Source organism: Chitinophaga sp. S165 (assembly GCF_003182155.1).
Taxonomy (GTDB): Bacteria; Bacteroidota; Bacteroidia; order Chitinophagales; family Chitinophagaceae; genus Chitinophaga.
The window spans coordinates 1,294,816-1,304,743 of record NZ_QGTG01000001.1 but is presented as its reverse complement, the minus strand read 5'-3'; the positions used below and the strand labels follow the sequence as shown (position 1 = coordinate 1,304,743).

General features: G+C 41.7%; 3 protein-coding genes and 1 pseudogene. All 4 read left to right on the top strand.

All coding sequences use genetic code 11. The features are described from left to right. Positions 1-870, top strand: a pseudogene (locus C7475_RS04680) (hypothetical protein); the annotation flags it as partial. A gap of 21 nt (positions 871-891) precedes the next feature. Further along, a complete protein-coding gene (locus C7475_RS04675; RefSeq protein WP_110051613.1) occupies positions 892-1,878 on the top strand; it encodes a hypothetical protein in 987 nt (328 codons plus the stop codon). A gap of 69 nt (positions 1,879-1,947) precedes the next feature. Next, on the top strand, positions 1,948-5,469 hold the full coding sequence (locus C7475_RS04670) for a hypothetical protein (protein ID WP_146217466.1): 3,522 nt from the start codon (positions 1,948-1,950) through the stop codon (positions 5,467-5,469). A 12-nt stretch (positions 5,470-5,481) separates the two neighbouring features. Next, the gene (locus C7475_RS04665) at positions 5,482-9,888 is read left to right on the top strand and encodes a DUF6443 domain-containing protein (protein ID WP_110051608.1); all 4,407 of its coding nucleotides are present in this window, start codon (positions 5,482-5,484) and stop codon (positions 9,886-9,888) included. The last annotated feature ends 40 nt before the right edge of the window (positions 9,889-9,928 follow it).

Here is a 9,928-nt window from a genome sequence, read left to right as displayed (position 1 = left end):
AAGGATCTTCAGAAGATTAATAAAGAGGCTTATTACTACGGTCAGCAGATCAGCGAATACAAGACCTTACTAAAGGATAAAAAGAAGGCAGAGGCGAAAGCAATGGAATTGCTGAAGAAAATGCCTGTGTACAACGATTTTATCCGCCGTAATTCTCAATTGGCCAGTCTTTTTAATCTTGGATCATCGGGAGCGGCGACAGCGCAGAGCCTTGAGGGGCTTCAAACCCGAAGTCAGGTGGAGCAGCTGATCCAGCAAAGACTTGGTAATGATCCTGGCGCGCGGCAGGCGGTTAGTCAGCAGATGGACCAGGCACGTTCTCAATTAAATGAATTGAAGAGTAAGTTCCCTGATCTTGATAATGCGGGGGATATGCCTGACTTTAAGCCCAATCCGATGAAGACGAAGAGTTTCCTGGAACGATTGGAGTTCGGGGGGAATATTCAATTCCAAAAGTCTAATCGTTATTTCCCGACAACATCAGATATCGCGGGCCAAATAGGTTATAGGTTCCATAAGAATGGAACAGCGGGTATCGGTATGTCTTATAAGCTGGGTTTAGGGACAGGCTGGGACCATATAGCAATCAGCCATCAAGGTGTGGGATTACGCTCTTTTGTGGACTGGAAGCTGAAGGGAACGTTTTTCGTGAATGGTGGGTTCGAGCAGAATCATGTGTCGACGATCTCGCGGGTTGATGAGTTGAAGAGCTGGAGTGGCTGGCAGGGGAGTGCGTTGCTGGGGGTAAGTAAGAAGTATAAGGTGAGTGCGAAGCTGAAGGGGAATATTATGCTGTTGTACGATTTTATGGCGAGAGGGAATATGCCGTCGAGTAGTCCGGTTAAGTTGAGATTAGGTTACAATTTTTAGAATTAAAATATAAAAATAAATATGAACAAAGTTTTAAGATTAGTAAGTGTTTTGTTTTGTGTTGCGGGGGTTTTAAGTGTGAAGACCGCAAGCGCCCAGTTTTCTGGGACTATCACGGTAAACGGGCAAATTGGTGTTTATTATCCGGTTGCGTTCGTAGATGGCGCAAATTCATCGCATCTGGCTACGGAACTGGAAATCGGTAGATCCAACCCTCATCAGGACAGCTCATGGAGAGGATCCATTATCGCAAAATTTAGATTCCATGTCAACAACTGGGGTTGTGGGTCTGAGTTTATTGATGCGGATCTCAGGGAGGCCAATAGTCACGTGGCATCTTACAGTTCTTTCATTGGAGGTTGGGTGGATGCCTCTTTTGGTAATGCTTCCGCAAGTGTCGTTATCTGGCTGCGCGGTAACACAACATATAAATACTATTCTAACTATACGGTAATGCCTACTGTTTATGATGGTGTTCAAAACCCTTCCACTTACCAACCAGCTACAGGAGGAACAATATATGGTGCGAAATCGGCGGTGGATAACACAGTGAACATGTATGGTATGACCTATGGGAATACGGGATATTTCAATGGAGCTGGACTTAACTATTTTGGTGGCAGCGTTGGTATCGGGACCAGGAATGTCGGTACAAGTAAATTAGCTGTAGAAGGAACAATAGCAGCAAGGAGAGTTAAAGTTACGCAGGCTGCTACATGGCCGGATTTCGTATTTGAGCCTGAGTATAAATTGCCTTCCCTATCAGAACTGGACGCCTATATAAAAGAAAATAAACATTTGCCTGATGTTCCGTCTGCAAAAGAGGTAGCAAAAGAAGGACTGGATCTGGGTGAGATGAATAGGATCCTGCTGCAGAAGGTAGAAGAGTTGACATTGCATTTGATAGAGCAGGAGAAGATTAACAAAGAGCAGAAATTACAAATGCAACAGCAGAAAGATCAGATAACGAAGTTAAACGAGTCTGTAAGTAAATTAATGTCTAAATAGGTTATATTCTTACGGATATCTATAATTCGGTAATAATTCGGTTTCCTATTGGCTATTAGTAGGTGTACTGTGGCCTATAACAAACAATCTATACTTATGTATCGACGACTTCTTATGGTAGCTTTTCTAGCAATCCTTCTTGTGGGGAATATAAAAGCTCAACTAATATATCAACCAGGTAAGATAATTCCACCTTCTCCAACAGCTGCATCCCTCGGGCGTTTTGGTGAGACCCCTGTAAGTTATTATTCTGGTATGCCCTCTATATCTGTGCCCCTTTACAATGTTGAGATAAATGATTTTTCACTTCCCATTACACTTACCTACAGTTCTAACGGAGTGAGGGTTAATGAAAATGCCGGTTGGGTGGGCTTGGGCTGGACCATGTCAGCAGGTGGTGTTATAACCCGGACAGTTCGGGGAGCGGATGATTTCGGTAATGGAGGCTATTTTCGGGAAGCCGCATTACCACCGAATACTGCCAGCAATGATTATGCAATAACCGCGAACTGGCCTGCGGAAAAACAATATTTGAACGATGTTTTTGTTGGCAGGACGGATTCCGATCCTGATCTCTTTAGTTTCAATTTCGCTGGATTTACAGGCAAATTTGTGTTGGATAAGAAAGCAAATGGATCAAAAGTTTTGATGGATGAACAGAATACTTTGTTAGCAGAATTCCAGGAAACGCTTGGCAACTGGAAAGTTACGGATGGGGTAGGAAATATATACTATTTTGGCAGGACAGAGTCTTCCGTAGATTATAGCTATCCATCCAGTTCTGCGCCTGCACCTGAGGGCACGCCACTAACATCGTTTAATGCCGGGATACCTGTTACTACTGCGTGGTATCTGGATTCTATTGTCACGCCGGCCAGGAATATTATTAAATTTTTGTACGATGTGAAAGGTGATATTGTATCCCCATTATATTGGTCAGAAAAGAAATACAATCAGACGTTTCTTACGGGATTTTGTTCTTCTGGCCCCGCAGGCACATATGAAACTTATTATAGCAGTAAACAGGTTGTACATGAATCGTCTCTTAGACAAATCGTCTTCCCGGGAGGTACGATTGATTTTATAACCAGTGATAGAACAGACTTGGAGTACATCAACAGTATCAAACCAGGGAAGCTATCCGATCTCATAATAAAGAATCAAACTGGGGCACAGATTAAGGGATTTTCCTTTTATTACAATTATTTCACAGGATCAGGTTATTCCCGCCTGAAATTAGACTCAATAGTTGAGTATGGCAGCAGTACTGCATTCAAGAAGTCACCTTATAAGTTTACCTATTTTGATCAGACCAACTTGCCTCCCAAAGTGACAAGATCGGTTGATTATTGGGGATATTATAACAACAGGCCTAACCAGTCGTTAGCACCTGCTCTTACTGTACGCCAGGCGGGGCAATATTTTGGAGGAGCGAACAGGGAGCCTGATACAACAATTGCAAATATAAGGAGGGGTGTTTTATCGTCGATGACATATCCCACAGGTGGAAGTACGGAATTTGAATATGAGCTTAACGATTATTCAAATCTTGTAGGCGACGATAGATATTATATTACACCAGTGACTTTTCATACTGAAGCGGATGATGATTATACCTTCAGCAGGAGTCTGGATACGTTTATCATTGTTAATGATACACCGAAAGTTAATTTCCGTTTTAGCTACTCAAAAACGGATCCTAATGCGCCAGATCTGATTAATCCGGAGCTTCAATACGTATATGCAAATGTGTACAGGAATGGACAATTTTTTACATCATACAGCAACTTTTTTAACGGAGATAACCAGGACGTAGTCTGTTTTCCAGGTACCTATGTAATAGAGAGCAGGTATGTTCAGGGATACTCCACCAGAATGTGGGCTGCATATGATGAGCGGATCAAGACAAATAGGAAATTGGGCGCCGGTTTAAGAATCAAGGCTATAAGAAACAAGGTAGACGGTAAGTACTACAATGTAAAGAAATATGAGTATAGAATGAATGGTGATACTTCTTCCGGAAGGTTGATCACCAAACCGGTGACATACTATTCATTCCAGTATACAAGTAATATCGATCCATGGACAGGAGATGCTATGTCATGCACTTATACAGCTGGCTATGTGGGAAGGGAATCCAGTACGGTCTTCTCTGCAGGATTGAATTCAAGCGCAAATCCGGTCGGATATGACAAGGTTACGGAAAAATTGGGAGAGAATGGAGAAGGGGGGCAGAATGAATATTACTATTTCAATTATGAGAATAGTAATACAGCCTTACCTTTTCTGCCATCAATGCCTGGATTGTGGAACGGAAAGCTTCTCAAAAGTATGTCATATGATTCGGCAGGAGTATTAGTAGAAAAGACTGAAAATGAGTACATCTCTGGTGCAAACAGTGAAACTATAAAAGGATTGAAGCTGTATGCCTTTGACGAGATAACAAGAGTGACCGCTGCAATGATGGAGCCTCAGTACAGGATTAAATTTTACGATAACTATTCCGTATGGCCGGTACTGAGCAAAGAGACAAAAACGACATATAGTGGAAGTCAAACCTTAGTTGCTGTTAAAAACTTTTTTTATGGGAATGTCAACCATAAGCAGATGACAGGTATGCAGACCTTAACCAGTGACGGGAAAATAGTAACGAAAAAGTATCGGTATCCTGATGACTATACAAGTGCTGGTAGTAATTCATTCGTTCAAAAAATGAAGTTGCAGCACATTATCACTCCATTGATAGAGGAACAGACGCTTGTTACAGGAACTTCTGGCAAAAGATTAGTACAAGGTGCTTTTATTGAGTACAGTAAATTCGGAGATGCTTACAAACCAAAAGTAATCTATCAGTTGCGGAATGATAGCCCATTAGCCGATACGACTGTCTCAAATATCAGTTCAACCGGACAGTTATTATTGCATCCAGCTTACCGGGGTGAAAATTATTTCGATAGTTATGATGCTACAGGGAATTTACTGGACAGTCATAATGCTGGCGGTGACAGTACGGGATATCTGTGGGACTATTCCCCTATGGTGCCGATAGCAAAGGTGACGAATGCAGCTGCATCAGCTATTGCATATAGTAGTTTTGAAGCAGGTGGGAAAGGCAACTGGACATATGCAGGAACCGTAATTGATACTGCAGGTATAACTGGTATGAAATGCTATAATATAGCAAGTGGTGCTGTTACTAAAACAGGGCTTACTGCTGCTAAAACTTATGTTGTTTCTTATTGGACTAAAAATACATCTCCTTACAACATAGCAGGAACAATAGCGGGGTATCCATTGAAAGGCCAGTTCGTGAGAGGATGGACATACTTTCAGCATAAAATTAAAGGTGTGACCTCTATTACTATAACAGGAACGGGTTCTATTGATGAGTTGAGGTTATTACCTCTTGGTGCTGCAATGTATACTTATACTTATGATCCATTGGTTGGAGTAACTACAGAGTGTAATGATAACAACCAGATATTATATTATTCCTATGACAGCCTTGGCAGATTAAAAGTAATCAGAGACCAGGAACGGAAAATATTTAAGCAGTTTGACTATCAGTTCCAGGCATCTATCACCAAATAATACCTATACAATATGAATTTTATACAATATAGGATAATTGCAGGATTATTACTGGTAGGTGTTTTGCATACCGGTGTTTTATCTGCTCAGACTAACAGGCCGGGAGGGACGCGTGCGGTTGCCACTCCTGTACAAACGCCTGCCGCATATACAAATACGGTGAGCAATTATGTCAGAACTTGGGAACCAGATATGCCGGTGACAGACACTACGGTATCTGTGCTGATGTCAAAAAAGACCAGGGAAGTAAAGCAAACCACACAATATTTTGATGGGCTTGGGCGTCCGCTGCAGACAGTATTAAAGGGTGTCAGTAGTGCTGGCGGAGATATGGTAGTGCCCGTAGTATATGATGATTTTGGACGGGAAAGCTATAAATATATGCCTTATGTGCAGCAATCTGGTAATGTGAGTGACGGGAAGTTTAAAAGTACCCCTTTTGCCGTACAGAAAGTGTTCTATCGAAACGGGATCCTTAATCCTGGCATAGCGGGAGACAGTATTTTTTATAGCAGGACAGAGTTTGAAGCCTCTCCGCTTAACCGTCCACTGAAAGACTATGGTCCTGGAAGTAGCTGGGTTAGCCGCCCACAACAGAACCAATACCAGGTTAATACGGTAGGAGATTCTGTAAGAATATGGAATGTGACCGCCAGCGTCCCGACCAGTGCGGGTACATATGCGGCTGGTCAGTTATATAAAAATGTGGTGATAAACGAAGCGAAAAATCAGGTAGTCGAATTTAAGGACAAAAATGGACAATTGGTTCTGAAGAAGGTACAGCTTTCTGGTACGCCGGGGACTGCGCATATTGGCTGGTTATGTACATACTACGTAAATGACGATCTGGGAAACCTTAGATTTGTAATCCCTCCATTAGCAGTTGAGGCTGTAATGAGAAATGCGTGGAGCATTAGTACCATGATAGCAGATGATCTTTGTTTTCAATACCAGTACGATGATCAGCGACGTATGGTAATAAAGAAAGTGCCTGGTGCAGGGCGGACTTTTATGGTGTACGATTTGAGGGATAGACTGGTATTTACGCAGGATTCCATTCAGCGGGTACAGTCGCCAATGGAATGGTTTGCCACCTTTTACGATGGGCTTAGCCGGCCAGTAATGACTGCTATTTATAAAGGGAGTTCTACGAGAGAAGCTTTGCAGGCAAATATGAATGGCGCGGGGAGTTCTCAATTTATAAGCAATGTGTCACCTGGAAAGACTGATCTTGCACTATACGATTATGATGGTAGTTCATTATATACCGCCAGTAATAGTATAACAATGCTTGGTGAATTTGATTCAGGCACAGGATCTGATTTTCTGGCGGAAATTAATCCTACATCTACAGATACAACAATTGTTTCAGCAAGTTCATTGGCTGGTATTTCATCAGCGTCATTAACACCGTTGACGTATACATTTTATGATAACTATGATTATAATGGAAAGCTTGGTTGGATAAGTAGCGATATATCGAAGCCACAGGCATCCGATACGCTTTACCCCGAGGCGTTAGCAACTGCTTATAGCAATATGACAGAGGGATTGGTGACAGGCCGCAAAGTGAGGGTTTTAAATTCGGATAAATGGCTGACGACTACTATCTATTACAATGACAAAAGACGTCCTGTGCAGGTAATAAGTGAGAATAATGTAGGAGGAAAGGATGTCCTGTCCACGCTTTATAGTTTTAAAGGAGCCGTGTTAAGCACTTATTTGCGACATCAGAATCCTAAAAGCATCAATCAGCAAACCATTTTGGCGACGAATATGACATATGATCATGGTGGCAGGCTGCTTACGGTCCGGAAGCGTCTAAACACCGGTGAGGAAAAGCTAATTGCGGTTAATAGCTATGATGAGTTGGGACAACTGAAATTGAAGCGTCTGGGAGTCACCACCTCAGGAAGTTTGCTCGATACTTTGAATTATACTTATAATGTGCGGGGATGGATACAGGGCATCAATAAAAACTTCGTGTCTGGTGGAAGCAGTACTTCAAATTGGTTTGGCCAGGAATTGAGCTACGATTATGGCTTCGATAGCAGCCAGTATAATGGAAATGTTTCTGGTGTTAAATGGAAAACACGAGCCGACAGTGCGTGGGCATATGGTTATTATTACGACAAGGCAAACCGGTTAACAGGAGCATATTTTACTCAGAAAAATGGTGCCAACTGGGCACAGGATAAAAAAGATTTTACAGTCAGCAACCTTTCCTACGATGCAAATGGTAACATCAGGTCAATGTGGCAAAAGGGAATGATTGGAGTATCGAATGATTTCATTGACCAACTTACATATTCTTATGTTAATGCAACCAGTAATAAGCTTGCATCTGTGACAGATGCAAAGTCAAGTGTTACTGCTACAGCTAAGCTGGGAGACTTTAGAGACGGCACGAATACTGGAAATGATTATGCTTATGATGTCAATGGCAATTTGGTTACGGACCTAAATAAAAACATCGCGTCAATTACCTATAACCATTTGAATTTACCAGTGGTGATAGCCCTCAAGGGAAAAGGCATCATCACATATCAGTACGATGCAACAGGCAGTAAGTTAAGTAAGACAGTACTCGATAGCACAGGCGCGTCTCCCAAAACAACGGTGACTGATTATGTAGGCAATTTTGTATATGCCCAGGACTCTCTGGAGCTGATTGTTCATGAAGAAGGCCGTATTCGGCCAATCTACAAGACAGGAGACTCTATAAGATTTGCATACGATTATTTCGAAAAGGATCATTTGGGTAATGTTCGTACTGTTCTGACGGATCAAACCGACTTTAACATGTATGCTGCCACAATGGAAATAGTTTCTGCTTCAAAGGAAGCCGCTTTGTTCAGCAATGTAGAAGAAACAAGGGCTGAAAAGCCAGCAGGCTATCCTGAAGATAAGACTACAGAGAAAAACGCATTTGTGGCAAAATTAAATGCTAAATCGGGTGGAAAAAAAGTAGGTCCGTCATTGGTTTTGCATGTAATGGCAGGAGATACTGTACAGATTAATGCACGTGCCTTCTATAAGGCGCAAGGACCAGGGGATAATAGTCAGAAACTTCCAGTGGAAGATATGTTGGCTGGTTTAGTGCAAGCGTTTGGTGGAAATGGTAGTGGAGGTGGATCACATGCTTCAGCAGCGGGTTCTAATAATACACCCTTTAATGCAGATTTTTACAATAATAACTATCAGCGATTAAAGGAGAAAAACAAAGAGAATAGCTCGTCAAACCGTCCGAAGGCTTATTTGAACTTTATATTATTCGACAATGATTTTAAATTAGTGGAAGACAATAGTGGTGTAAGGCAAGTAAAGAATAGTCCGGATGAGCTGCAGGAGTTGGGTGTGGAAAAGATGATTATGGTGAAAAGTGGCTTTTTGTATATTTATACCAGTAATGAGAGCCAGCAGGACGTATTCTTTGATAATATTATGTTAGGAATTAGCAGCGGACCGTTACTGGAAGAGACGCACTATTATCCTTACGGATTGACAATGCCTGGAATAAGCACTAATGCATTGAAAGGAACAAATTATCCGGAGAACCGTCTGAAATTTAATGGTAAAGAGCTTCAAAATAAGGAATTTGCAGATGATCGTGGATTGGAATGGTACGATTATGGAGCAAGGATGTATGATGGACAGATAGGAAGATGGCACGTTAAGGATCCATTGGCAGATAAGTATGAAAGTTATTCGCCGTATCATTATGTATTGAATAATCCTATCAAATTTGTAGATCCGGATGGAAGAGGCGATAGTGCGATTAACAGCAAAACGTATACGGGAGCTGTCCAAACAGGGAGCGCAACACCTTTATATACTTATGATAGCTATGGTAGCATTACAGGCTTTGCAAAAGACGCATATAATGCATACAATTGCCATTCTTTTGCCTGGGATAATAGCAAAGGAGATCCTAAAGATAAACAGAACATTGAAGAAGCTCCTAAGTGGGATAACGACCCGTTAAATAATACAGGTAACTATAAGGCGTTAAAGTTTGACGAACCCAATCAACCGGGAGATAGAGTAATATATTTTAACGTCGACAAAAACGGAAACGTGGAGGCAACTCATTCTGGGGTTGTGACTCAGGTAGATGCCAAGGGTAATACGATTGAAGTTGAGAGTAAGTGGGGGCAGGACGGATTATATAAACATCATCCTAGAGATGTTCCGGCGGGATATAATCAACCGGGAGCTAATCCTACTTTTGAAGTAAAAGGAAAAACGTATGAGGCAAGAGTTTATTTTAGATTCGATCAGGCCAAGGCGTTCTTCAATGACCCTATTACACAGCGATCATTAAAGCCAGTATCAGATAATGCGCGCTCCGTTATAAGTGGGGTACAGGTCCTCACACAAGAAAAAAAACAGACATATTTTATTAAACCAATAAAGTAATTATAATGCGTATATTATTAAGCACTTTGCTGTATTTGAT

Bases quoted from the DNA above. Each gene is read 5' to 3' on its own strand.
- C7475_RS04675 (WP_110051613.1), top strand. From the start codon at position 892: ATGAACAAAGTTTTAAGATTAGTAAGTGTTTTGTTTTGTGTTGCGGGG.
- C7475_RS04665 (WP_110051608.1), top strand. From the start codon at position 5,482: ATGAATTTTATACAATATAGGATAATTGCAGGATTATTACTGGTAGGT.